General features: G+C 35.3%; 26 protein-coding genes and 1 other annotated feature. Of the genes, 19 read left to right on the top strand and 7 right to left on the bottom strand.

What is annotated here, in order from left to right:
• Positions 1–87: 87 nt before the first annotated feature.
• From ACKVQX_RS02555 to ACKVQX_RS02535, 5 genes are all read left to right on the top strand, one after another.
• A complete protein-coding gene (locus ACKVQX_RS02555) occupies positions 88–357 on the top strand; it encodes a hypothetical protein (RefSeq protein ID WP_121175834.1) in 270 nt (89 codons plus the stop codon).
• Between the two features lie 47 nt (positions 358–404).
• On the top strand, positions 405–869 hold the full coding sequence (locus ACKVQX_RS02550; RefSeq protein ID WP_409135984.1) for a hypothetical protein: 465 nt from the start codon (positions 405–407) through the stop codon (positions 867–869).
• A gap of 314 nt (positions 870–1,183) precedes the next feature.
• Positions 1,184–1,609, top strand: a complete 426-nt coding sequence (locus tag ACKVQX_RS02545) for a hypothetical protein (RefSeq protein ID WP_336663068.1) — start codon at positions 1,184–1,186, stop codon at positions 1,607–1,609.
• Positions 1,610–1,866: 257 nt separating this feature from the next.
• On the top strand, positions 1,867–2,466 hold the full coding sequence (locus ACKVQX_RS02540; protein WP_325942978.1) for a hypothetical protein: 600 nt from the start codon (positions 1,867–1,869) through the stop codon (positions 2,464–2,466).
• Between the two features lie 605 nt (positions 2,467–3,071).
• Positions 3,072–3,428: a cyclic-phosphate processing receiver domain-containing protein gene (locus ACKVQX_RS02535; protein WP_087682352.1), complete on the top strand. Its 357-nt coding sequence runs from the start codon at positions 3,072–3,074 to the stop codon at positions 3,426–3,428.
• A gap of 41 nt (positions 3,429–3,469) precedes the next feature.
• On the opposite strand, the gene ACKVQX_RS02530 is transcribed toward ACKVQX_RS02535, so the two are convergent.
• Positions 3,470–3,676 carry a DUF2929 family protein gene (locus tag ACKVQX_RS02530; RefSeq protein WP_087682353.1) on the bottom strand — a complete coding sequence of 69 codons (207 nt, stop codon included), beginning with the start codon at positions 3,674–3,676 and terminating at the stop codon, positions 3,470–3,472.
• 190 nt (positions 3,677–3,866) lie between these two features.
• Here ACKVQX_RS02530 and ACKVQX_RS02525 point away from each other — a divergent pair, with 190 nt between their 5' ends.
• The 4 genes from ACKVQX_RS02525 to ACKVQX_RS02510 all read left to right on the top strand — a co-directional run bounded on the left by ACKVQX_RS02525 (position 3,867) and on the right by ACKVQX_RS02510 (position 6,761).
• Positions 3,867–4,805 carry a beta-ketoacyl-ACP synthase III gene (locus ACKVQX_RS02525; protein WP_068455422.1) on the top strand — a complete coding sequence of 313 codons (939 nt, stop codon included), beginning with the start codon at positions 3,867–3,869 and terminating at the stop codon, positions 4,803–4,805.
• A 33-nt stretch (positions 4,806–4,838) separates the two neighbouring features.
• On the top strand, positions 4,839–6,080 hold the full coding sequence (gene fabF, locus ACKVQX_RS02520) for a beta-ketoacyl-ACP synthase II (RefSeq protein WP_068455419.1): 1,242 nt from the start codon (positions 4,839–4,841) through the stop codon (positions 6,078–6,080).
• A 106-nt stretch (positions 6,081–6,186) separates the two neighbouring features.
• Positions 6,187–6,390 carry a helix-turn-helix transcriptional regulator gene (locus ACKVQX_RS02515; RefSeq protein WP_068455417.1) on the top strand — a complete coding sequence of 68 codons (204 nt, stop codon included), beginning with the start codon at positions 6,187–6,189 and terminating at the stop codon, positions 6,388–6,390.
• The gene (locus ACKVQX_RS02510) at positions 6,387–6,761 is read left to right on the top strand and encodes a hypothetical protein (RefSeq protein ID WP_068455414.1); all 375 of its coding nucleotides are present in this window, start codon (positions 6,387–6,389) and stop codon (positions 6,759–6,761) included. Before ACKVQX_RS02515 ends, ACKVQX_RS02510 begins: the two co-directional genes overlap by 4 nt.
• A 195-nt stretch (positions 6,762–6,956) precedes the next feature.
• On the opposite strand, the gene trpS is transcribed toward ACKVQX_RS02510, so the two are convergent.
• A complete protein-coding gene (gene trpS / locus ACKVQX_RS02505) occupies positions 6,957–7,961 on the bottom strand; it encodes a tryptophan--tRNA ligase (RefSeq protein WP_068455411.1) in 1,005 nt (334 codons plus the stop codon).
• A gap of 44 nt (positions 7,962–8,005) precedes the next feature.
• Positions 8,006–8,229, bottom strand: a binding site (T-box leader).
• Positions 8,230–8,576: 347 nt separating this feature from the next.
• On the opposite strand from trpS, the gene spxA reads away from it, so the two are divergent.
• From spxA to pepF, 4 genes are all read left to right on the top strand, one after another.
• On the top strand, positions 8,577–8,972 hold the full coding sequence (gene spxA / locus ACKVQX_RS02500; protein ID WP_068457536.1) for a transcriptional regulator SpxA: 396 nt from the start codon (positions 8,577–8,579) through the stop codon (positions 8,970–8,972).
• Between the two features lie 262 nt (positions 8,973–9,234).
• Positions 9,235–9,882 carry an adaptor protein MecA gene (locus ACKVQX_RS02495; RefSeq protein ID WP_068455409.1) on the top strand — a complete coding sequence of 216 codons (648 nt, stop codon included), beginning with the start codon at positions 9,235–9,237 and terminating at the stop codon, positions 9,880–9,882.
• 160 nt (positions 9,883–10,042) lie between these two features.
• Complete coding sequence (locus tag ACKVQX_RS02490; protein ID WP_068455406.1) at positions 10,043–11,119, top strand: competence protein CoiA; 1,077 nt, start codon at positions 10,043–10,045, stop codon at positions 11,117–11,119.
• A 50-nt stretch (positions 11,120–11,169) separates the two neighbouring features.
• Positions 11,170–12,984, top strand: coding sequence for an oligoendopeptidase F (gene pepF, locus ACKVQX_RS02485; protein WP_068455404.1), 1,815 nt, complete (start codon positions 11,170–11,172; stop codon positions 12,982–12,984).
• Positions 12,985–13,900: 916 nt separating this feature from the next.
• On the opposite strand, the gene ACKVQX_RS02480 is transcribed toward pepF, so the two are convergent.
• From ACKVQX_RS02480 to ACKVQX_RS02465, 4 genes are all read right to left on the bottom strand, one after another.
• A complete protein-coding gene (locus ACKVQX_RS02480) occupies positions 13,901–14,722 on the bottom strand; it encodes a DsbA family protein (RefSeq protein WP_068455401.1) in 822 nt (273 codons plus the stop codon).
• Entirely contained in the window at positions 14,719–15,123 is a 405-nt protein-coding gene (locus ACKVQX_RS02475) for a globin (protein WP_068455398.1), read from the bottom strand. Before ACKVQX_RS02475 ends, ACKVQX_RS02480 begins: the two co-directional genes overlap by 4 nt.
• Positions 15,124–15,517: 394 nt before the next feature.
• A complete protein-coding gene (locus tag ACKVQX_RS02470) occupies positions 15,518–16,312 on the bottom strand; it encodes a lytic transglycosylase domain-containing protein (protein WP_068455395.1) in 795 nt (264 codons plus the stop codon).
• Between the two features lie 6 nt (positions 16,313–16,318).
• Positions 16,319–16,909, bottom strand: a complete 591-nt coding sequence (locus tag ACKVQX_RS02465) for a CYTH domain-containing protein (RefSeq protein WP_068455392.1) — start codon at positions 16,907–16,909, stop codon at positions 16,319–16,321.
• Positions 16,910–17,013: 104 nt separating this feature from the next.
• On the opposite strand from ACKVQX_RS02465, the gene ACKVQX_RS02460 reads away from it, so the two are divergent.
• From ACKVQX_RS02460 to ACKVQX_RS02440, 5 genes are read left to right on the top strand one after another with little or no spacing between them, the layout of a single operon-like run.
• Positions 17,014–17,403, top strand: a complete 390-nt coding sequence (locus tag ACKVQX_RS02460) for a hypothetical protein (RefSeq protein WP_068455389.1) — start codon at positions 17,014–17,016, stop codon at positions 17,401–17,403.
• Positions 17,404–17,423: 20 nt separating this feature from the next.
• Complete coding sequence (locus tag ACKVQX_RS02455; protein ID WP_068455387.1) at positions 17,424–18,101, top strand: GTP pyrophosphokinase family protein; 678 nt, start codon at positions 17,424–17,426, stop codon at positions 18,099–18,101.
• Positions 18,101–18,907, top strand: coding sequence for an NAD kinase (locus tag ACKVQX_RS02450; protein ID WP_068457533.1), 807 nt, complete (start codon positions 18,101–18,103; stop codon positions 18,905–18,907). Before ACKVQX_RS02455 ends, ACKVQX_RS02450 begins: the two co-directional genes overlap by 1 nt.
• A 1-nt stretch (position 18,908) precedes the next feature.
• A complete protein-coding gene (locus ACKVQX_RS02445; protein WP_068455385.1) occupies positions 18,909–19,808 on the top strand; it encodes an RluA family pseudouridine synthase in 900 nt (299 codons plus the stop codon).
• A 3-nt stretch (positions 19,809–19,811) separates the two neighbouring features.
• Complete coding sequence (locus ACKVQX_RS02440) at positions 19,812–19,961, top strand: hypothetical protein (RefSeq protein WP_156422372.1); 150 nt, start codon at positions 19,812–19,814, stop codon at positions 19,959–19,961.
• Between the two features lie 39 nt (positions 19,962–20,000).
• On the opposite strand, the gene ACKVQX_RS02435 is transcribed toward ACKVQX_RS02440, so the two are convergent.
• Positions 20,001–20,525, bottom strand: a complete 525-nt coding sequence (locus tag ACKVQX_RS02435) for an NUDIX domain-containing protein (protein ID WP_068455383.1) — start codon at positions 20,523–20,525, stop codon at positions 20,001–20,003.
• A gap of 117 nt (positions 20,526–20,642) precedes the next feature.
• Here ACKVQX_RS02435 and ACKVQX_RS02430 point away from each other — a divergent pair, with 117 nt between their 5' ends.
• On the top strand, positions 20,643–21,335 hold the full coding sequence (locus ACKVQX_RS02430; protein ID WP_068455381.1) for a class I SAM-dependent methyltransferase: 693 nt from the start codon (positions 20,643–20,645) through the stop codon (positions 21,333–21,335).
• The last annotated feature ends 114 nt before the right edge of the window (positions 21,336–21,449 follow it).

The following is a 21,449-nucleotide window of genomic DNA, read 5'->3' as shown; positions in this document are numbered from 1 at the left end:
GGATAATAATCCAGTCGTTAAAATAGATACTGATGATAATGACGCAATGATTATCATTGTAAAAAAAGCTGCTAGGTGGCAAGGGATATGTCACTTTTATTAAAAGTTAAAGGGAATTTCGATAGAGCATATAGCTATGCGAAAAGTATAAAGAAAAATAAACCAAAATATAATGTAACCACATACAATTGTGCAGATGTGTTGATTGATGTCTTGTTAGCTTCTATGAAATATCGTCATAAAGGACTTGATAACTCTAAAACGTATGCATTAAAGAAAACTAGAAAAATAATTAGACCAAATGGGATGGTAGGGTCTTTAAAAGGTATTTTTGGTTCTTCGAAATATAAAAGATAATAAAATAGTAAAGTGAATTTAAATTTTAAAAATTAGGAGTAGATATGGTGAATAAAAGGTTATATTTTTTTCTCATTGCAGAATTTTTAATATTAATAGCATTAATTTTAGCCGTTGTTTTAAAATATAAAACGCTTGTTATGCTAATTTTATTAGGATCACCGTTATTGTTGATAGGAGGAGCCGTTATAGCCTACTTATTTTCCGATGCAAAGACCTCGCAAAAAATTATTATAAGTATAATAGTTTATGTAATTGTGGCACTAAATGTATTTAGTATTATTGATCCAGACGTCGTTTGGAGAGGAATACTTACACCATCTATAGGTAAGGCTCCAATACTATTCAATGAACAAGGTGAACAAATCGTTGGTACGGGTGACGAAGGTGTTACAAATGCTGTGTACATATATACTTTACTTTTAACAGGAGCATTAGTTGTGATTTATGAATTATTTTTATTCGTGAAAAAAATACTAAAAAGTAAAATTACTAAAAATTATCATAAGTAAATAATTCTGTAGTATATAGATATAATTATACAATATCATTTTATATTGCAGATAACTTTGATAAAGCTTGCAGTTATGCAAAAGGTATAAAGAAAAAATCCTCATTATAGTGTTTTAAGAAATAACTGTTCAGATGTATCTATTGACGTGCTATTGGTATCAATGCAATATAGTCAGAATGCTTTAACGGCCTCTAAAGTATATAGTTTAAAAAAATTGCAAAAACGTTCAATGAGACCAAATGGAATGGTAGGCCCTTTAAAAAATATTTTTGGTTCTCCGAAATATAAAAGGTAGAAATGTGAGGGAAGAGAATGAATAGAAGAATATTTGTTTTTTTAATAATAGAAGTTCTATTAATTGTTTGTTTAGGATTAGCCGCATTTACAGAAGTATATTACTTAACATTTCTGATTTTATTATTAACGCCCGCAGCTCTAATGATAATGCTACTTAATTCAAATCATAAAAAAGGAAGTAAGGGTTCAAGAGTCATTTTTTTCAGTATTATTTTTTATTATTATATTCAATTAAATGTATCGGTAATAATCGATGATGATTATATTTGGAAGGGCCCATTTAGATTTCCAGATATGATTGAATCGGATGGCGGTGTTTTCGCATTAATGGTAATAGTATCAGTGAGTATATTAGTCGCATTTATCGCTATCTATGAGCTAATTGCCATGTACGAGAGAAATAATAAAAAACGAATTATTAATGAGATGGATGAAAAATAAATAAACCTAAATTTGAAAAGACCTCATTTCATCTGTAAATGTGGTCTTTTCAATTCATTGTATCGATGTATTAATTGAGGGATATGGACTAAATTCCGCAAAAATTTTTCAAGGAACATCGACTAAATGCTGCACGTCCTGTGCAAACGTCGATGGATCTCACATCCTGTGAGGCCTACATCTAGGTGATAATGATGAACTGTTATCATAGAATGGTTATACGTACGGTAATTAAAGCAGAATAAAGAGGTGAGAAAATGGATTTAATCGTACCGGAAAGTGATTACTTCGAAAATAAAAAAGAGTGGATGCGTACTTTTGAGGTGTTACAACAGCTCGTTAAGGAATATTCAAATGAACCGAAATATCTTTGTAAATTAGCATTTCTTTGTTGGTATCATACTTCTGAATCGGACGGGGATCGAGAAAATTTGAATGAGAGTTTATTAGACAGTACTTTACTGGCGTGTTTTGTAGAAGGAAAAAAGAAATTTAGTGAAGATGTTAATTTCCTCGTTGTATTTGGACAAATGATGCACCTTACCCCGTATCTTTTTGAACATGAGAATTTTGATTATTTCGCTATTGAAAAGCTGGCGTTGGATTATATTGAGAAAGCATTTATGATGGCTCCTAATAGCCTTTTTATAAAAAAATTATTTATAGAGACTCGATATATCCCAGAAAATATTTCATCTAATAGACTTTTAAATCGTTTTAAAAAATTATTGAATATAGAGACAGAGACAGAATATAATAAGTTAAAAGAAGAAGTAGCGCATGACATCTCGAATTTTGGTTTTTCAGGGCTGATGTTAGAGTTTTTCAAGGATATGAATCCCCCAAATAGTTTGTGAATGATTAATTATAGAAAAAGATATTTAGCCCATCACTGAATAAAATTTTAGACTTTGCCGTATCAGTGGCATTTCTTTAAAAAGAATACTCATGATAATGCTTTTTCTGTAGTTAATTAAATAATTTATTTGGTTCACTGACGTACACAACAAAAGTACAACTTCTTGCTATAAAGAAAGAGGCATAGTCATTAATGAATTTTAAACAAATATTTTATTTTTTTGTCGGAATGTTAATTCTATTATTAGCAGGTGATATAACTTATAATATGGAGCATATTATTCCGATTTTCATAGTAATGGTATCAGTTTTTTATTTACTATATACGGAGATTTTTAAGAATAAATTTTCAATAAAGAGCATGTTAATAGGTATAATGATTGCATGGTTCATATATCATTTTGTAAATATTTAGTTTTTACAAAGTGCATCTTTAAAATAATACAGGATGTCGCACCTCAAAAGTAAAACTGAATTTTGAGGTGTTTTTTTATACCAAAATATACGGCGAAGTTTATATTATATATACCAAATAATGACTTATGATATATAATAGGGTGAGAACAAAAGTTCGTAATTTTATTATAGAGAGAAGTGAGGATAAATGAATGTATATGTAGATGATTTACGAGATTGTCCTAAAGGATTCACAATTGCTAGAACCTTTGAAGAAGCGGTGACTTTATTACAACAGCATGAGGTGGATATTTTGTCATTGGATCACGATTTAGGGGAAGATGCAGAGGGGAATCTACTGCCGACAGGGTATGATTTGGTCAAGTACTTTTGTGAACATGGTTTACGAGCAAATAAAATTTATTTGCATACAGATAATCCAGTAGGACGAGAAAATATGTATGAAACGTTGAAGGGTGCAAAGCGTAGAGGTTTTATTGATAAAGATATTGAAATTTATCATTATTCCATCACACCCAACCGTTATAGTGGTCCAACTGAATAAATAAAAAAAGACATGTACGCAGGTACGTGTCTCTTTTTGGTTTATTGTCTGTGTGAATCGATATCTTGTGCTTCACCTTTTGGAAGGATTGCGCCCACGATTACGACGAATACTGCAAATACAACTGAGAAGATTAAACCTTGCTTCACTTGATCCATGTTGAATGGTGTGTTACCGATAGCAGAAGTTACATAATTTAAAAGTGTAAATAATACAGCACTCCAGAATAATAAAACGATGTATTTCATTGATTTTCACCTCTGATTTTACATTTGTACTCTATTAATAATAGCATAATGAAGAAGTAAATTGAAATACTCTTTTCATTCGCACAGTAGATTTTGTCAAAGTTTTGTCAATAGTGTTGAAAACTGAAAACGGTTCGATTATAATTAGTACCAGGTATTAATAATTGGTATTTGAAAAGGGGCGCTATAGATGGCAGCTGGTTTAATTGGTATTGGACGTTATGTACCAGAAAATATCGTGACAAATGCAGATTTAGAGAAAATTATGGATACATCAGATGAATGGATTCGCACACGTACGGGGATTGAAGAACGTCGTATTGCGGGAGACGATGAAAATACATCTGATTTAGCTTTTAAAGCAGCGGAAGCAGCAATTAAAGACGCAGGAATTACAGCGGATCAAATCGGTTTAATTCTTGTGAATACAGTAACACCTGATCAACCATTCCCAACAGTCGCATGTATGATTCAAGAACGTTTAGGTGCAACGAAGGCAGCGGCGATGGATCAATCGGCAGCTTGTGCAGGTTATATGTATGGATTAGTAACAGCGAAGCACTTCGTTGAAGCAGGTACATATGATTATGTATTAGTTGTAGGTGCAGAAAAGCTATCAAAAATTACAGACTGGACAGATCGTAACACAGCCGTATTATTCGGTGATGGTGCTTGTGCAGCTGTAGTTGGCAAGGTATCAGAAGGTCGTGGTATATTAGCTTATGAACTAGGAGCAGATGGTTCTGGTGGTAAATTCTTATATCAAGATGAACATGACCACATCGCAATGAATGGTCGCGAAGTATTCAAATTTGCGGTACGTCAAATGGGCGAATCTGCGATGAATGTAATCGAAAAAGCAGGTTACCAAAAAGAAGACGTTGATTTCTTAATTCCACACCAAGCAAATATTCGTATCATTGATGCAGCACGTAAACGTTTAGACTTACCAGAGGATAAAGTAGCAGCAGTGATTAGTAAATACGGTAATACTTCTGCCGCTTCAATCGGTAATGCGATGGTTGAATGTGTAGAAAATGGTAAAATCAAAGATGACGATTTAATCGTATTAGTTGGTTTCGGTGGCGGTCTAACATGGGGCGCAATCGCATTACGATACGGTAAATAAAATTTAACGAGCTAGAAAGAAGGGGTTTTAGACATGACGAAAAAAAGAGTAGTAGTGACAGGTATTGGTGCAGTTACACCTTTAGCAAATGATGCACATGCAACATGGGAAGCCATCAAAAAGGGTCAATCAGGTATTGGGCCACTTACACGTATTGATGCAGAAAAATTTCCTGTAAGTGTAGCAGCAGAAGTAAAAGATTTCGATATCGAAGAATACGTAGTGAAAAAAGAAGCGCGTAAGATGGATCGCTTCACACACTATGCACTTGCGGCAGCAACAATGGCTGTAAAAGATGCAGACTTAACAATCGACGATTCAAACGCACCGCGCGTGGGTGTATGGTTAGGTTCAGGTATTGGCGGTATGGAAACATTTGAACAACAATACACAAACTTAATTACAAAAGGTCCACGTCGTGTGAGCCCGTTCTTCGTACCAATGATGATTCCAGATATGGCAGCAGGTCAAGTTTCGATTCACTTAGGTGCAAAAGGTATTAACACATGTACGGTAACAGCTTGTGCTACAGGTACAAACTCAATCGGTGATGCGTTCAAAGTAATCGAACGTGGCGATGCAGATGTGATGATTACAGGTGGAACAGAAGCACCAATCACTGAGTTATCAGTAGCTGGTTTCTGTGCAAATACGGCACTATCATTAAATCCAGATCCAAAAACAGCTTCACGTCCATTCGATAAAGAGCGTGACGGTTTCGTTATGGGTGAAGGTGCAGGGATTGTCGTATTAGAAAGTTTAGAACATGCTTTAGCACGCGGCGCGAAAATCTACGGTGAAGTTGTAGGTTACGGTGCTTCAGGTGATGCATATCATATTACAGCTCCAGCTCCAGGCGGAGAAGGTGCAGCACGTGCGATGACACAAGCGATTGAAGATGCAGGAATTGACCCATCTCAAATTGATTACATTAATGCACATGGTACATCAACTTACTACAATGATATGCTTGAAACAGAAGCAATCAAAAAAGTATTAGGCGACCATGCACAAAAAGTAGCAATCAGCTCAACAAAATCAATGACTGGTCATATGTTAGGTGCAGCTGGTGGCGTAGAAGCTATCTTCTCAGTATTAGCACTGAAAGAAGGAATTGTTCCACCAACAATGAATCTTCAAAACCAAGCTGAAGAGTGTGATCTAAACTACACACCAAATGCAGCGGTAGAGAAAACAATGGAGTACGCATTAAGTAACTCATTCGGCTTTGGTGGACATAACGCAACACTTGTATTCAAAAAATACGAAGCATAATAATACAAAGGCATTACATCTTTTTGATGTAGTGTCTTTTTTTATTCCATTTATTGTTATTTGAAGTTATAATGTAAAGTAAGCTTTACAATCATCGGAGGAAAATATGAAAAATCATGTAAGAGATTTGCGAATGCAGTATGATTTATCGCAAGATGCATTAGCAGAAAAAGTAGGGGTATCACGACAGACGATTATTTCACTTGAAAAAGGAAAATATAATCCATCCATCATATTAGCTTTTAAATTAGCACGTGTGTTTCGATGTCAGATTGAGGATCTTTTTATTTATGAGGAGGAGAATAGTTGAAGAATAAACAGCTGGTATTTTATATATTAGGTACTATTTTATTCATTTATGCACTTGTACTGAACCTACCGTTGATTTTAGACTTTGAATTTCCGAATGCAATTATGGCATTTGGTCTAGCCATTATGGCGTTTTGTCTTGCCTATTTAACGCCGCATTTTTCAGAGAAAGATGAACGTGCGCAGAAGATTCGAGAACGCGCAATATATATGAGTTATTTCTGGGGTATGGGCTTCTTATTGGTTCTTTTAATCGTATTCAATCCATTATCTACGTTCGAGTTAGCAGCTTTTCAATTATTATCATTATTCATCGCACTCTATTTATCCATCGTCTTTTTAAATATGGTTTACTACGCAAGAAAATATTAAAACAGGCTACATAAAACATAGCGTTCGCAACAAAAAGAAGTACACCTCCTTTCCTTTTTTTGTTGGTGTTCGCAACAAAAAGAAGCACAACCCCTTCCTTCTTTTATTGATGTTCGCAACAAAAAACTGGAACCGCGTCACAGCGCGATTCCAGTTTTTCTTATGCTCATATGAGATGATGGCTTTTATAGCGTATTATTTTTTCTTCTTTACTTTACGACCTAAGCCCATCGCTGCTTCCATACGGTCAATTGTTGCTGAAGCAATCGCATTCGCTTTATCGCGACCTTCATCTAAGATGTGGTCTAATTCAGGTGAATCGATTAATTCTTTGTAGCGCGTTTGAATTGGTGCTAAATGATTGATTACAGCCTCTGCAACACCTGCTTTAAAGTCACCATATCCTTTACCTTCATACTTCGCTACAACTTCATCAACTGTTTTACCTGTAAGTGATGATTCAATAATGAGTAAGTTTGATACGCCTGGTTTGTTTTCAACATCAAAGCGTACAACACCCTCTGAATCCGTCACAGCCGATTTGATTTTCTTCTCGATTTGTTTTGGCTCATCTAAAATACGAATGGTTGCTTTTGCATTCGCATCTGATTTACTCATCTTCTTCGTAGGGTCTTGTAGTGATTTAATGCGCGCACCGTTCTTCGGTAATTGAATATCTGGTACAACGAATGTTTTACCAAAACGTTTATTGAAGCGCTCTGCTAAATCGCGTGTTAATTCGATATGTTGTTTTTGGTCATCACCTACAGGAACAAGGTGTGTATTATATAGAAGAATGTCACCAGCCATTAGCGGTGGATATGTTAAAAGACCAGCTGATACAGATACATTTTCTTTTGATGATTTATCTTTGAATTGTGTCATGCGCTCTAATTCACCAATTGAAGCGATACATTGTAACATCCATCCAGCTTGTGCATGTGCTGGTACTTCAGATTGAATGAATAGAGTTGATTTGTTTGGGTCAATCCCAGCTGCTAAGTAAGTGGCTGCGAGTTTACGGATATTTTCATGTAACTCTTTTGGATCTTGTGGCATTGTAATCGCATGTTGATCAACAATACAGAAGATGCTATCATATTCGTCTTGTACCTCTACGAATTGACGAAATGCACCGATATAGTTTCCGAGTGTGATGACGCCTGTTGGCTGAACGCCTGAAAAAATTCTTTTTTTCATTTTTTCTTCCTCCTTCAAATAAAAAAACATCATGCCTCCCTAAAAATAGGGACGAATGATGTTTTGAATCCGCGGTACCACCCAAGCTTGTCATAAAAATATGACCACTCTACCTCGTAACGTGAGGTAATGCGAGCTAAGTTACTTTTTGTCTGTTCACAAAGCTGGCTCCGAAGTCCATTCGACCAAGTGTATCATCTGTTCTCACCAACCACAGATTCTCTGAATATACAAAACTTGATGTACTACTCTTCATCTTCGCCTACTATTTCATTGTTTTGATTATATGATAAACATTCTGCAAATGCAAGCGTGTCAAGGGGTGAACGTATTTTCGGTTTTTATTTTCAGTCGTTGTATGCTAAATGAGAAAAAATATTTTGAAAACTAGGTTTATGTTTATGAGAATAAGGGAATAAATATATGTAGCGAAACTAGATATAGATGAAAAAGTGTTAGTAGATACAATATGTACACATTGTAAAACTTTTAAAAAACTATATTCAAACGAATGATTGTATTGTATAATAAGTTTATAATTCTTTATTAGATTTATTCTAATTTAAAAATAACAATCGTTTAGCTCTATACATTTGAAAGGATGTGCTAGATATGATGGTAACATTATTTACATCTCCGAGCTGTACTTCTTGTCGTAAGGCAAAGGCTTGGTTAGAGGAACATGATATTGCATATAAAGAACGTAATATTTTTGCGGAACCACTAACAATCTCTGAAATCAAAGAAATTTTACGTATGACAGAAGATGGGACAGATGAAATCATCTCGACACGTTCTAAAACTTTCCAAAAATTAAAAGTGGATGTAGAAACACTACCTCTACAAAAGTTATATGAATTAATTCAAGATAACCCAGGTTTATTACGTCGTCCGATTATTTTAGATGAAAAGCGTTTGCAAGTAGGTTATAACGAAGATGAAATTCGTCGTTTCTTACCACGTAAAGTACGTGCTTATCAACTTCAAGAAGCACAGCGTATGGTAAATTAGCAAACTAGCGTACAGTGAATACATTGTGCGCTAGTTTTTTTATGTTAAAGTGCGTCGTTTTTAAAAGACGTACTAAAATATAAAAATCAAGTCAAAACGATTGCATTTCATGTGAGACTTTTCTACAATTCATATACAATAGCTAATAGAATCTTTTTCTTTTCTTTTTTTCTGTTGAACACTTACAATAGAAGTAGTAGAGTTAGTTATTCACGTAAGCAATTTGCAGTAAGTCATAACTAACTGAAGGGAGTTGTTTAGTATGGATATAGAACGCATTAATGACAATACTCTAAAACTTGTGATTTCATATAAAGATATAGAAGAACGTGGCTTTACAAAAGATGAAATTTGGTTTAATCGAGATAAAGGCGAAGAACTATTCTGGGTCATGATGGATGAAATTGACGATGATCAATTTGAAGTGAACGGTCCACTCTGGATTCAAGTAGTTGCGAAAGAAGTCGGTCTTGAATTAACAGTGACAGTTGTAAATGCACCACATGAATTATTTAATGAAGGTATGTTAGATGTACAAAACAAGGGAAGTCAGTTTGCAAATATGTTTGAATCCGATCCATTCACAACCAATGCACAAGATTTTGAAACAGATACCTTCCAGTTGTTAGAGGACGCTGTTTTTGAATTAGAGAGCTTTGATGATTTGATTCCGCTAGCAAAATCAATGCCAAGTGGTTTTGATGAAGTGAATGAGTTATATGTATATGAAGGTCGATATTACTTGTACATTGACTTCACACGAGTGGTAGATGTTGAATTACAACAAGATTTCCTAAGTCCGATTTTAGAGTATGCAAAACTTTCAAGTCAGACAATTCATGTACTACGTGAATACGGAAAAGCGATTATGGAAGGCGATTGTTTCGCCATCACACGCGAACATTTTTAAAAACAAGTAAAATTAGAGAACTTCATCATTTTATATGGTGAAGTTCTCTTTTTGCGTTAGATTTAGTCTGTTGTTTTTTAAAAAAGCACCCTTTTTTAACAGTTGAGTAAGAGGAATATTTCTTTTATAGTGAGTAAAATCACGATAAGGGGGTCATGTATTGCTGAGTGCATTAACTGAAAAACAAGAGATGGTTTATTTAACGCATGAATTATCCAAAGAGCGCTTGCTTGAAATACGTCAAACACAACATTTTTATTGTCCAGCATGTCATGAACAATTGGTTTTAAAAATTGGACAAGTCATGATTCCGCATTTTGCGCATCGAAAAAATGAACATTGTCAGGTTTTTTCAGAAGGAGAATCAGCACTTCATTTACAAGGGAAGTACGCATTATATCGCTGGTTACAATTTCAACATATTCCGGTATTAGTGGAACCTTATCTAAAAGCGATTCAGCAACGCCCTGATTTATTAATTCAACAACAGGATAAATACATAGCGGTTGAGTTTCAATGTAGTGCTTTAACGCCGCAACGACTTACAAAGAGAAACAGAGGATATCAGAAACTAGGAATTGAACCACTCTGGATTGTCAAAGCGAAGCCGTCTTTTTATGAAGGGATTCAGTGTGTTCAATTAGCTCCTTTTTATCAACAGTTCATATTAAACCGACAACTTCTTACATTTGATGTAGAAAGAGAGCAGCTTCAAATGTATGACCATCTGATTCATATTGCAGGTCGTCGCTATCTCACCACAGCGAAAAGAACACCCATTCATCATCAACCTTTTCCGCTGGAGTTAGTGATTCCGTTTGAACAAGAAAAAATAGCAGAACAGTGGTTGCAAGAACGTGAGCGCTATTTAGTAAATCGCTTACGCTTTAACCGTCGTGGTATTCAAGATTCCTTTTTTAAGTTGTGTTACGAGCATAAAATTATGTTGCAAGCACTACCGAATTGGATTGGTATCCCAAGTAGTGTCCAGTTATCTGTTCATCCTGTTGAATGGCAATTAGCACTGACTTGCTTCATCCGCTCAGGAGTGACACAAGATTTATCATCGCAATTGTATCATCATAATCGTACATGGCGTATTCCTGAACGAGCAATTAGGACGTATATTGACTTCGTTCAACGTGAAAATCCTACCTTATCATGGCAAGATTTAGAAATTAGTTCGATTTCCGAAGAAATTTATCGCCAATATGTTGCATTAAAGTTTGATAATTGAGAAAATGGAAAAGAACAAATAAACCAAGTATAAAGTAGGGGGTTACGCAGATGACAGAAGTGAAAAAAATGCCATTACGTCATGAAGTACCAGAAGAATTAACATGGCGTTTAGAGGATATTTTTGCGACAGTAGAAGATTGGAATACGGAATATGCAGAGGTAGAAAACTTATTAACACAAGCACCTGCATTTCAAGGTACATTAAAAGACGGTGCTGAAGCAATGTTAGCTGTTCTTCAATATCGTGATGAAGTATATACACGTTTAGGTAAGTTAAATGCGTACTCGCATATGCGCGCAGATCAAGATACAACAAATAGTGAATTCCAAGCGCTAGATAGTCGCTGTAGCTCATTAGTAGCGAAAGCAGTAACAGCACTTTCATTCTTAACACCAGAAATTCTTTCATTATCAGAAGAACAAATCGCAGACTACTTAGCAAATAATGAAGCATTACGCTTATATAAACAAGAGTTAGATGAAATTAATGAACAGCGTGCTCATGTCTTACCAGCAGAGCAAGAAGCGATTTTAGCGCAAATGGGTGAAGTGACACAATCATCTTCTAATACATTCGGTATGTTGAATAATGCTGATTTAGAGTTCCCAGTCATTAAAGACGAGAACGGGCATGATGTGCAGTTAACACATGGTAACTATGTACACTTTTTAGAGAGTGCAGATCGTTCTGTACGTGAAGCAGGATTTAAGGCGATGTACGAGACATTCGGTAAATTCAAAAATACATTCGCTTCAACACTTGCAGGGAATGTTAAAGCACATACGGTATCTGCTCGTATTCGTAAATATGATTCAGCTCGCCAAGCAGCTATGTCGAATAATCATATTCCAGAAAAAGTGTATGATCAATTAATCGAGACAGTACACAAAAATATTCATTTAATGCACCGTTATTTAAAATTACGTAAAGAAGTACTTGGCCTCGATGAACTGCACATGTGGGATGTTTATACACCACTTGTAAAAGAGACAAAGATGGACATGCCATACGAAAAAGCAACAGAGCATATGTTAAACAGCTTTGAAGCGATGGGCGATGAATATGTAGGTATTGTTAAAGAGGCACTTGAGAATCGCTGGGTAGACGTTGTAGAGAACAAAGGGAAGCGTAGTGGAGCTTATTCTTCAGGTTCATATGGAACGAATCCGTATATTTTAATGAACTGGCAAAATAATTTAGATAATCTATATACATTGGTGCATGAATTTGGTCACTCTGTTCATAGTTACTATACACGTAACAACCAACCGGCTGTCTATGGGGATTATTCAATTTTCGTAGCAGAAGTTGCTTCAACGTGTAATGAAGAGTTACTAACAGATTATTTACTGAAAAATGTAGAAGATGAGAAATTAAAAATCTATATTTTAAATCACTGGCTAGATTCGTTCCGCGGTACAATTATTCGTCAAACAATGTTTGCGGAGTTTGAACATTTGATTCATGAAATGGACCGTAATGGTGAACCATTAACAGCAGATGCGCTATCTGAAAAATATCATGAACTGAATAAATTCTACTTCGGTGAGGATATGATTAGTGATGAAGAAATTGCATTAGAGTGGGCACGTATTCCTCACTTCTACTATAATTACTATGTATATCAATATGCGACTGGTAAATCGGCTGCGATTGCATTAAGCACACAAATTCTAAATGAAGGTCAACCAGCAGTTGAGCGTTATACAAACAACTTCTTAAAAGCAGGTTGCTCGGATACACCGATTAATGTATTACGCGCAGCAGGTGTTGATATGGAGTCTGCTGAACCAATTCAATTAGCTTTCAATCAATTTGAACGTAACTTAGAAAAATTAGAAGCATTACTTTTAGAAAAATAATGTACAATCAGTTGGTTTCACGATGAAGTGGAACCAACTTTTTTTGATATGTATTCAAAAAACAAAGAAGTTTGAATAATACAGTCTTAAAATCACATAAACACAGAAGAAGAAAGTAGAATGAAATATACTCTAAATAGATCATGCTAAATTTTTATCTAAAAGGAAACGAAGATATGATAAATTTCATAGAAAATAAAAATACTTATTTTGGTATTTATGAAATAAAAAAGAAGTTTATTTTGTCGGATTTTATCGGTTTTTACAAGTGTTATTTTGGTATCGCTTTCAATGTGTCTAAAATGTGAAAATAAAATAAAACCATTGCTATATAGGGATATAAGTGATAAAGTAACTAGTGTGAAATAAATCACAAACAAACATACACCCCTTTGTTTGAACGTGAACATTTCTCCCATCCCCTTTGTGAAAATGAGCGCTCTCGTAGAGTCGCTCATTTTATTTTTTTTGTAATTTTTATAGATGTCAAAAATTCCCTGATGAAAATTTCATTTATTTATTAATAACAAATACAGATAATAAAACATTTAATCAATCACTTAATTAGATGTTTTGTTATCTGTATTATTTTTTTAAGAAAAGTAAAATAGTACAGATATGAGTAGAGTAATACAGTTTTATATATATGCGAACGATAAGTATAGATATGAAAAGAAAAAACGTCCAAATCTTAACGGTAATTATTTGAAAACGTTTTATAAATAAGTATATTCGCTTTTTTATGATGAAAACTGTTATGAAACACATTAGGTAGAAAGAATATTTATTTAAATCCTATAAAAATAATAGCAAAAATAAAAATTGTTCATATGAGAGTTCCTTTTTATCAACAGAAGTATTTTTGATAAATGAAAAAGAACTTTGACGTTTTGATACGTCAAAGTTCTTTTTATAATTAGTATGCAGTTTTTAAGCGGAATAGCGAATGATGTTTACAATGAATGCGTTCAATCTTTTGTTGGAGTAAACGTTTTTTTAATTCACGATCAGCTGCTTTTTCTGAAATGTTATAAAAACTAGCCACTTCTTCAGCTGATAATACATGGAATTTTTTAAATAACTCTTCTAATGGTGGTGGTGGTGCTTGTACTAATTCTTTTTCGAGTAATTCTGATAAAATTTGCTCGTAAATTTCATAAGAATAGGTTCCAGAAACTTTTAGTCCTTCATCTTCAATATTGCCATTGAAGAATACAAAGCTCGGTACTTCTTGTACATCCATCTCATGTGTAATACATAAATCACTTTGGAATGAACGCGCTGCTTCTAGCGAGCGGAAGTCTGCTTCAAATTCTTCAACATCTAATGAAACAGCTTTAGCAATTTCCGTTAAGGTATTGCATGAACGAATATTTTTTTCTTCCGTAATCTGATATTCAAAGAGTTTCATTAAAAAACGGTGCCCTACTTTTTTACCTTGCAATTCAGCTGCTTTCACAGCAATTGAAGGCAATACAGGATGTGATAAATCAACAAGTTCTTCATGGCTTGCACAGTTGTTAATACGATGACAAGCAACATTTAATGAAGACAGCTCAGTACTTAAAATAAAACGAATTGAAAAGTAATGGCCGTAGTTTACTTGTAATTTACGAATAATCGCATGTAAGTCTCTACTTTTCGGCTGAAGTAAATCAATAAATACATATAATTCAATTGGTTTGCTATAGGATGCCGGTGGCGAGACAGGGTCCGTCACTAATTGTAAATGAGTCACTCCTCCATTACCTCCTCATCTTCATCAGGTGCGTTAATCATATGGTGGGCTGTTAAAACAAGGCGTTTATAATAGACTTCTCTAAATTTACCCTCTAACCCTACTTCATCCATAGCCTCAGACATACACTCTAACCAGGCTTGAGCGCGCGTAGGTGTAATTTTGAATGGCATATGGCGTGCTTTTAACATGGGATGTCCATGTTCTTCTGTATATATATTTGGACCACCTAAATACTGTGTTTGAAATTGTATTTGTTTACGAGTAGTCTCAGTAAAATCATCTGGAAAAATTGGTTTTAATATTGGATTTTGCGCTACTTTAGCATAAAAAATATGTAACATCTTATCTAAAGTCTCTGCTCCAATTTCCTCGTAAGGAATAATCGGTCTTTGAGTCATGAATCATACTCCTTTACTTGAACTATATATCTATCATATCAACTGACTTCGGATTTCTCAAACAAATGGTTTCTGAAATACGAAAAAAGGGAAAAGATTTCATTAGAACTATGTGAAAAAAGAACGAAAAAGATATACTTTTTAACTGTTAGCGCTCTTTTAATGAAATATAAAATAGTTATTTATAACCATTCGTGTAAGATGAATTTGATATTTGTCCCGATAATAAGACAAAGTATGTAAAAAGAAAGAGTGTATCTTAAAAAACAACACTTACATAGTATAAAACAAATAGAGAATAAGTAAATAAAGGATTTTGTAGAGATAAAAGGTCATTCATATTAAAAGAGACAGGCCATTTTTGGCATGCCTCTTAATTTGTTTCAATGCAATATTATGCTTGGTAATTATTCATCACTTTTTTTACATAATTTTGTGTTTCGTTAAATGGTGGGATGCCATTATACTTCATGACATTTCCAGGTCCTGCGTTATATGCAGCAAGCATCATTTTATAATCGCCACCGAATTTATCGAGCATCATACGTAAATATTTTGTACCACCCATGATATTTTGCTCAGGGTTATAAACATCCGTTACACCTACATGAGCTGCAGTTGCAGGCATTAACTGCATTAAACCAGCTGCACCAGCGTAGCTTTTAATAGTCGGATTAAAGTCTGATTCTTGTTTAATAACTGCTTTAATCATCTTTTCAGGAATGCCATAAGTTTCAGAAGCTTTCTTGATGATGTCATCATACTTCGTCTTAGGGGAGTTACTTGATGTTGGTGCGATTGTATCGGTTTTCGCTGCATTCGTTTGATAAGTATTTACATATTGTTGATACATATTAGCAGGATTCGTTCCTACATTATTTGATACGCCTGATGTACCACCAAGTAAATTAGACGCAAGTGAAGCGCTCAGTGAACTAATTAACATCGCTGCCATAGCTGATGTGTTATTTTGACTTAATGAATTCAATCCATTTGTTAAACCAAGTGATTGCGTTAAGTTAGGTGTCGCTGAACTATTCTGTGTTTGACCGCCTAAAGCTTGACTAAATAATGCTTGGAAAGAAGCATCCCCTGTAGCAGGTGATGAACTTGCATTTGCTTGAGTACCAGATGTCATTTGAGAAAGTGCTTGTAATTGAACCATTTGCTGTAAAGCAGATACATCCATGTGACCTTACTCCTTTTTGTTTTGAATGGCTTGCATAAATCGTGCAAGCTTCTTTTTTGCTGGGCGAATTGGAATGTGAAGTGATTGTAATAGTTCTTGGAATATGAATCGACCACTTACTTCGTCTTGTACTTCATATTCTAACTCGTAGTCCTCTTGGTCGGCATATTGTGAATGATCAAACACCAATAAACCGCCTTTATACTTTATTTCGGCACGATTTGTTGAAAGTGTACCGATTTTTTGTAATTCTTTGCTGTCAATGTGTAGAGATTGTAGTCTATTTTTTACGTCACCTTCAGGGAAATCTTGAGTTCCTTGTAAAATAGCCTCTGCTTCATCTAATGTGAGAGAATCAGTCGTTTCTGTTAGTGCAATACCATTCGTTGGTTCTTTTAATGTTACTTCGTTTTTCGTCGGTGTTTGACGAATGCGAAGTCCGGATTTTAAGTGGCGAAGTGCTTGTTCTTTTGTATCAAAATAATGATTGTGTTGTAAGTGAAAAGCTTCTGGTTTTACATGGAAATGTGCGATTAATTGTTCAAATTCAGATGGTGTAAGTAAATTTTTAAATTCAATTTCTAATTCTTGCGACATAATGGAATCATCCTTTCAAATCAGTTGTCTACGAAAAATGGAATGTTACTGTAATAATACTACTGTCTTATGATAAAATATACGAGAGATAATCGGAAGGGAAGATGACAGTGAGAAAAACGTATTTAATTCATGAAGGCTCAAATAATGAAGGAGCTATTCAGTTCACATTAACAACTGCACCAGAAGGACAGTGGCAGCCAGCGAATCGCGTCATTACAGATTCAGATGAGATGGCTTTTATTTATGTCATTGATGAAAATGATGCATTTAGTTATTTCGTATTTCAACAATCTTCGTGGGATGCATTAGTCCAAATGATTCAACAAGAACAAGATCCAGCTGTTGTCATTGGAGAAGAAGCAATCACATTAACAGGAATGTTTGAAGAATTGCAAGCATTGTTATTTAATATAGAAGGAAATTCAAATTATGGAGAAGCTTTTGTCACAGCTGTTGAAGAAGCATTCTCAGCAATTTTAGCAGAAGCCTAAGACGTTAAGGGGGTCTTGTCATGGGACAATGGGATCGATTTTTGCAGCCCTATAAACAAGCCGTAGACGAATTAAAAATTAAACTAAAAGGCATTCGTACACAATTTCAAAAGACGAATCAAACGTCACCAATCGAGTTTGTGACAGGACGTGTGAAGCCGCTCGCAAGTATTTACGATAAAACGTTAGAAAAAGGACTTGTTTTTGAGCCATCTACAAAATTAGCACATGAACTACAAGATATCGCAGGTGTTCGCATCATGTGCCAATTTGTCGATGATATTCATACGGTCATTGAGCTACTTCGTCAGCGAAATGATTTAAAGATTATAGAAGAAAAAGATTACATTACTAATGTAAAAGCAAGTGGATATCGTTCTTATCATGTAATTATTGAATATCCTGTTGCAACGATTAAAGGCGAAATGAAAATTTTAGCTGAAATTCAAATTCGTACATTGGCGATGAACTTTTGGGCATCAATTGAGCATTCATTAAATTATAAATATAAAGGTGAGTTTCCTGAAGAAATTATGAAGCGCTTGCAGTTTGCAGCAGAAGCCGCATTTCGTTTAGATGAAGAAATGTCGCTTATTCGAAATGAAATTCATGAAGCACAGCAATATTTTACAGAGTATAAAGAGTTAACGAAGCCGAACGTAGAATCTGATGAGGAGAAAGGGGATCAATCGTCATGATGAGATTCGCTATTCAATCTAGAAACGACCAAACATCAAACGAACTAGCAGAGCGAGCGATTACGCATTTAACTGATTTTGGTTTAGAATTAAATGAAGAAAAGCCGGATATTGTGTTATCAATTGGTGGAGATGGGACATTACTTCATGCATTCCATCGTTACACACATATGTTATCTGAAGTTGCTTTTGTAGGCATTCATACAGGACATTTAGGTTTTTATGCAGATTGGCAACCAGAAGAATTAGAAAAGCTAGTCATTGCGATTTCGAAAAAGGAGTTTCGTGCGATTGAATATCCGCTTCTTGAAGTGACGATTAACTATCAAAATTCAGACGAGAATTTTACATACCTTGCGCTGAATGAATCGACGGTTAAATCACCTGAAGTCACACTTGTGATGGACGTCGAATTAAATGGACGACGTTTCGAACGTTTCCGCGGAGATGGTCTTTGTGTATCAACACCGTCGGGTAGTACAGCGTATAACAAGGCGCTAGGCGGTGCGATTTTGCACCCATCATTAGAAGGTTTCCAAATTACAGAGATGGCTTCGATTAACAATCGTGTATTCCGTACAGTTGGTTCATCGCTTATTTTGCCGGCACATCATACATGTGTTTTAAAGCCCGTTCAGGCGGAAGACTTTATGGTAACGGTAGACCATGTACAATTACTACACAAAAATGTAAAATCAATACAATATCGTGTCGCAGAAGAAAAAGTACGTTTTGCTCGATTTAAAGCATTCCCATTCTGGCAACGTGTACATGATTCATTCATCGATAGCGATTTAAAGGATTAATATGACAGAACAACGATATTCGATTCAATTTCAAGCAACAAAAGAAGAGCTTCTACGCGAGGCTCTTTCTTCTTTTGGAATTTCTAAAAAAGGATTAACAGCGATTAAACATCGCGGTGGACAATTACTTGTCAATAACGAAGAAAAGACAGTGCGACATATGCTATCGGTAGGCGACCTCGTGACGATTTATTTTCCTTTAGAACAGCCGAGTGAACATATTCAACCGAGTTCAAAGTCACTCGATATTGTGTATGAAGATGCAGAAATTATCGTCTTAAATAAGCCAGAGGGACTTGCGACCATCCCTTCTTATTTACATCAGGAGGATAGTGTCGCAAGTCGTTTAGTGCATTATTTTCAGAAGAAGAACATTGCGTCAACGGTACATATTGTAAACCGTTTAGACCGTGATACTTCAGGATTAATGTGTGTTGCAAAGCACAGCTACATTCATTACATTCTATCTGAACGTCAAAAAAAGCATGAGATTCATCGTGAATATGAAGCAATTGTGGAAGGACATGTCGAGCAAGATCAGGCAGAAATTATTGCACCAATTGCTCGAAAAGAGGCGAGCATGGTGGAACGTACAGTTTCAGAGCATGGTCAATACGCACATACGGCTTATACTGTTCTAAAACGATTTACAAAAGAGGGACAGCCGATGACGCACGTTCGATTAAAGCTTTATACAGGACGTACACATCAAATTCGTGTCCATATGGCATCGATCGGTCATCCACTTGTTGGGGATGAATTATATGGTGGAAGCACAGTCTTTTTATCGCGGCAGGCGTTGCATTGTGTCTATGTATCACTTGCGCATCCGATTACGAACGAGCCGATTATATTTGAAGCTGTATTACCAGCTGAAATCGCTCAACTAAAAGGAGAGTAAATGATGAAAAAGAAAATAAGTTTACTAATTGTTAGTTTATGTCTTGTTGGAGTTGCTTTCTTCATCGCACAAAACAAGACAGCTGCTGAACCTGAAAAGAATGGCTATGAACCAGAATCCCAAGGTGACTTGATCTTTTCGATTTTGAAGTAACCAAAGAGAAGCAGAGGAATTTCCTCCGCATCTCTTTTTTTATTGATTTTTAACAGAACCGTAAGCTGTTTTGGCTTCGAATAATAAGTGAATAAAGCTTTCAAAATAAGGTACAAATTGTTCTGTTCGTAGCAATTGTAATACTTCCTCTTTTGTCGCAAAATGTGCTTCTTGCACTTCATCTTCTTGTAGTTGTAATGTGTGAACATCTACAAATGATTCAATAATATAGTAATCATCAAAACCACGTGTGAAGTTCATCGTTAATTGAGGACGCATCTCTGAAAAATCATACATAATACCAAGCTCCTCATACAATTCACGCTCCGCTGCTTGTTGGCTTGTTTCGCCTACAAGTGCTGCGCCACCGCAACTTACATCATACAGATTAGCCCAACTATTTTTAGTTTTGTGTCGTTGTTGAATAAGTAATTCACCACGTTCGTTAAAAATACAGACATGAATGACCATGTGTAAATCTTCCGGTGGAAGTGGGTCACCGCGCCTTACTTGTCGGTGTTGCTTTATACGATCTCGATTATAAATATCAAAAAATTCTTCCATGATGTTCCACCTCTCGTATTCGCACTTCTATTTTGAAATGATTACAATAATGAAAAGGGTATAACATGTAGTATAGAGGTTTCACGGTGATTTTCATAAGAAAAGGAGTTGGCACACATGGAGAATCCATTCCAGTGGGAGCATGACAAAGCCATGCAGTACAACGAAACAATTCGAAAACGTATTTTAAACTATGCATCGATTTTTGAAGTGATGCAAGATATTGTTGTAACCGATTGTCGAGAAGTTCATTCCGTCGCCATTGTTGGTGCTGGTGGAGGACAGGAACTGAGTACACTCATTGATGTTTTACCGAAAGCATGTTATTTCGCAATTGATCCATCAGAAAAAATGCTTGAACTTGCGAAATATCGTCTAATACAAGAAGGGAAAGAAGCAGATATTCAGTACATTGCAAAACCTTTCCATGAAGTAGAGGTGGATGCAGTCGATCTTATCACCTGTCATCTCGTTCTCCACTTTTTACAGACAGACGACGAAAAACGTCAATTGATTCAAGCGATTTCCGCGCGTTTAAAAGTAGGGGGTACACTATTCTTATCGAGTATAAATGGGAAGATTGGTCGTGCAGATTTTGAACAACAACTCGATGTTTGGCGTGTAGGCATGTTACGAAAAGGCGCAGCGGAGAAAGAGTGGGAGAAGTTTCGTGCGTCAATTGGCGAGCAGTTAGTGCCTATTACAGATGAAGAAGTTGTAGCATTACTCCAGCAGTACGGCTTATCACTTCTTTATCATTATGAAAAAACACATGTTATCACTGCTTCTTACTATGTGAAAATTCGATAACCATTTGAGCAAAAAATCTTATTTTATTGTGAACATAAAGTAAAGGTTCTTTTTTTATTGGCTTAATGGTTGAGAAGTAGTAGAGAGCAGTGATAGTATAGATAGTTGTGGATG

This window comes from Kurthia sp. ISK08 (assembly GCF_046159805.1).
Classification (GTDB): Bacteria; Bacillota; Bacilli; order Bacillales_A; family Planococcaceae; genus Kurthia; species Kurthia gibsonii.
This window is presented reverse-complemented; position numbering and strand designations above follow the sequence as displayed.

Coding starts and splice junctions, on each gene's coding strand:
- ACKVQX_RS02555 (WP_121175834.1), top strand. CDS start 88: ATGTCACTTTTATTAAAAGTTAAAGGGAATTTCGATAGAGCATATAGC.
- ACKVQX_RS02470 (WP_068455395.1), bottom strand. CDS start 16,312: ATGGATGTATCTGCTTTACAGCAAATGGTTCAATTACAAGCACTTTCT.
- pepF (WP_068455404.1), top strand. CDS start 11,170: ATGACAGAAGTGAAAAAAATGCCATTACGTCATGAAGTACCAGAAGAA.
- ACKVQX_RS02495 (WP_068455409.1), top strand. CDS start 9,235: ATGGATATAGAACGCATTAATGACAATACTCTAAAACTTGTGATTTCA.
- ACKVQX_RS02545 (WP_336663068.1), top strand. CDS start 1,184: ATGAATAGAAGAATATTTGTTTTTTTAATAATAGAAGTTCTATTAATT.
- spxA (WP_068457536.1), top strand. CDS start 8,577: ATGGTAACATTATTTACATCTCCGAGCTGTACTTCTTGTCGTAAGGCA.
- ACKVQX_RS02535 (WP_087682352.1), top strand. CDS start 3,072: ATGAATGTATATGTAGATGATTTACGAGATTGTCCTAAAGGATTCACA.
- ACKVQX_RS02435 (WP_068455383.1), bottom strand. CDS start 20,525: ATGGAAGAATTTTTTGATATTTATAATCGAGATCGTATAAAGCAACAC.
- trpS (WP_068455411.1), bottom strand. CDS start 7,961: ATGAAAAAAAGAATTTTTTCAGGCGTTCAGCCAACAGGCGTCATCACA.
- ACKVQX_RS02530 (WP_087682353.1), bottom strand. CDS start 3,676: ATGAAATACATCGTTTTATTATTCTGGAGTGCTGTATTATTTACACTT.
- ACKVQX_RS02440 (WP_156422372.1), top strand. CDS start 19,812: ATGAAAAAGAAAATAAGTTTACTAATTGTTAGTTTATGTCTTGTTGGA.
- ACKVQX_RS02445 (WP_068455385.1), top strand. CDS start 18,909: ATGACAGAACAACGATATTCGATTCAATTTCAAGCAACAAAAGAAGAG.
- fabF (WP_068455419.1), top strand. CDS start 4,839: ATGACGAAAAAAAGAGTAGTAGTGACAGGTATTGGTGCAGTTACACCT.
- ACKVQX_RS02515 (WP_068455417.1), top strand. CDS start 6,187: ATGAAAAATCATGTAAGAGATTTGCGAATGCAGTATGATTTATCGCAA.
- ACKVQX_RS02455 (WP_068455387.1), top strand. CDS start 17,424: ATGGGACAATGGGATCGATTTTTGCAGCCCTATAAACAAGCCGTAGAC.
- ACKVQX_RS02430 (WP_068455381.1), top strand. CDS start 20,643: ATGGAGAATCCATTCCAGTGGGAGCATGACAAAGCCATGCAGTACAAC.
- ACKVQX_RS02475 (WP_068455398.1), bottom strand. CDS start 15,123: ATGACTCAAAGACCGATTATTCCTTACGAGGAAATTGGAGCAGAGACT.
- ACKVQX_RS02540 (WP_325942978.1), top strand. CDS start 1,867: ATGGATTTAATCGTACCGGAAAGTGATTACTTCGAAAATAAAAAAGAG.
- ACKVQX_RS02525 (WP_068455422.1), top strand. CDS start 3,867: ATGGCAGCTGGTTTAATTGGTATTGGACGTTATGTACCAGAAAATATC.
- ACKVQX_RS02460 (WP_068455389.1), top strand. CDS start 17,014: ATGACAGTGAGAAAAACGTATTTAATTCATGAAGGCTCAAATAATGAA.
- ACKVQX_RS02450 (WP_068457533.1), top strand. CDS start 18,101: ATGAGATTCGCTATTCAATCTAGAAACGACCAAACATCAAACGAACTA.
- ACKVQX_RS02465 (WP_068455392.1), bottom strand. CDS start 16,909: ATGTCGCAAGAATTAGAAATTGAATTTAAAAATTTACTTACACCATCT.